Source organism: Micromonospora arborensis, assembly GCF_003205615.1.
In the GTDB taxonomy this organism is placed as follows: domain Bacteria; phylum Actinomycetota; class Actinomycetes; order Mycobacteriales; family Micromonosporaceae; genus Micromonospora; species Micromonospora arborensis.
The window spans coordinates 1-1,779 of the sequence record NZ_PYBV01000084.1; the positions used below are offsets into that span (position 1 = coordinate 1).

1 protein-coding gene and 1 pseudogene are annotated in these 1,779 nt (G+C 68.1%); one reads left to right on the forward strand and one right to left on the reverse strand.

Annotated features, from left to right (window positions below; translation table 11 throughout):
- Positions 1 to 169 (forward strand): annotated as a pseudogene (locus C7C45_RS32870) (16S rRNA (cytidine(1402)-2'-O)-methyltransferase); the annotation flags it as partial.
- A gap of 110 nt (positions 170 to 279) precedes the next feature.
- Here C7C45_RS32870 and C7C45_RS32875 read toward each other — a convergent pair.
- Positions 280 to 1,548, reverse strand: coding sequence for an IS110 family RNA-guided transposase (locus C7C45_RS32875; protein ID WP_110568812.1), 1,269 nt, complete (start codon positions 1,546 to 1,548; stop codon positions 280 to 282).
- Between the last annotated feature and the right edge of the window lie 231 nt (positions 1,549 to 1,779).

The window sequence follows — 1,779 nt, forward strand, 5'->3', positions numbered from 1 at the left end:
CGTGGCCGGCGCACCGGTGACCGCCCCGGAACGCCCCGACGACGAGACCCTTCGCGCGGCGGTCGCCGAGCGGGAGGCCGCCGGCCGGTCCCGCCGGGACGCCATCACCGACGTCGCCACCGAGTACGCGCTGCGCCGCCGGGACGTCTACACGATCGTGCACAGCTGACCGACGCTCCTAGACGAGTAATTCCTAACTCGAAAATCGAACCGTACGTAGACACGCGGCAGCATCCCGCGTCGCGAAGCGGCGTGGGATGGGTCGTGGTGTAGCGGTGGTTAGGCGGCGAGGTCGAGGGTGACGCGGTAGCCGAGGGCTTCGAGTTGGCGGATGTGGTTGCGTTTGCGGCGTTCGGTGTCGGTGCGGCTGAGGTAGAAATCGGCGCCGAGATCACGGAACCCGGCTGTGGGGTCGGACAGCAGGTGCCAGATGATCGTCAGGATCGAGCGACCGACCGCGACGATCGCGCGTTTGGCGCCGCGTCGTCGGGCGATGCGTCGGTAGCGTTCCCCGAGGAACGTGTCGGTGCGGGCGGCGGAGACCGCGATCTGCCCGAGGACGCGGGCGAGGTAGCGGTTGCCGTGTCCGGTTGATCCGTTGCCTTTGCGGCGGCCAGCGGATTCCTTGACGCCGGGGGCGAACTTGGCCCAGCCGGCCAGGTGGGCCGGGGTCGGGAAGCGGGTCATGTCCACGCCGATCTCGGCGATGATCGTGGCAGCGGCGGCCGAGCCGATCCCGGGGATCTCACGCAGCCGGGCCGCCGCTGGGGCGAAAGGGGCCAGGTGCGCCTCGATCCGGGCATCGACCTCGCGGATGTCGGCCTCGACCTGCTCGATCCGGGCGATCATCTTGCCCAGCAGGAACGCGTGATGATCCGTGAAATGACCGGTCAACGCCTCCCGCAGGTCAGGGATCTTGCGGCGCAGGCTGGAACGGGCCAACTCGGCCAGAGTGTGTGGGTCCCGCTGCCCGCCGATCAGCGCCGCCATCATCGCCCGCCCGGACGTGCCGAACAGGTCACTGACCACGACCGACAGCTTGATCTGCGCGTCTTCGAGCAACTTCTCCGCACGCTGGCGTTCCGCGCCGGCCTCAGCGATCAGATCAACCCGGTAGCGGGTCAGGTCCCGCAACATCCGGATCGGCGCGGGTGGCACGAAACTCGGCCGGATCATCTGCCGCTCGGCGACCTTGCACAACCACACCGCGTCCAGCTTGTCCGTCTTCGGCCGCCCCGGCAGATGCTTCACGTCACGGGCGTTGACCAACCACACCTCGAACCCATGCGCCTCGAGGAGGTAGAACACCGGCTTCCAGTAGTCACTGGTCGCCTCCATCACCACCCGAGTCACCCCCAGCGCGGCCAGGCGCTCGGCCAACCCGGTCAGCGAGCGGGTCATCGTCGGATAGGTCCGCACCTCCTGCAACCGCTGTCCAGGCTTCGCCTCGTCCGGCACCCGCGCGCAACACACCAACGACGCCTTACCGATGTCCAACCCCGCCACACGCGCGATGATCTGCTCTTCGTCCTGCGCCTGTTCCAGCAACCGAACCCCTCCCCACCAGCGCGAACATCAGGGCGGTCGCCCGCGGCAGCCACAGAACGGGTGAATCTAACTCGCGTGCTCGCAGCAACAGTGAAGGGCCCATAACGCGGCTACCAGCGCCCGACTAACCCACGACCTCACACGGACCAAGGAAGCACGACGTCAGCGAGCGACCACCACGATTTTCAGCCCGGAACGGGCCGCATCGCCAGAGGCGACAGGGACTAACCC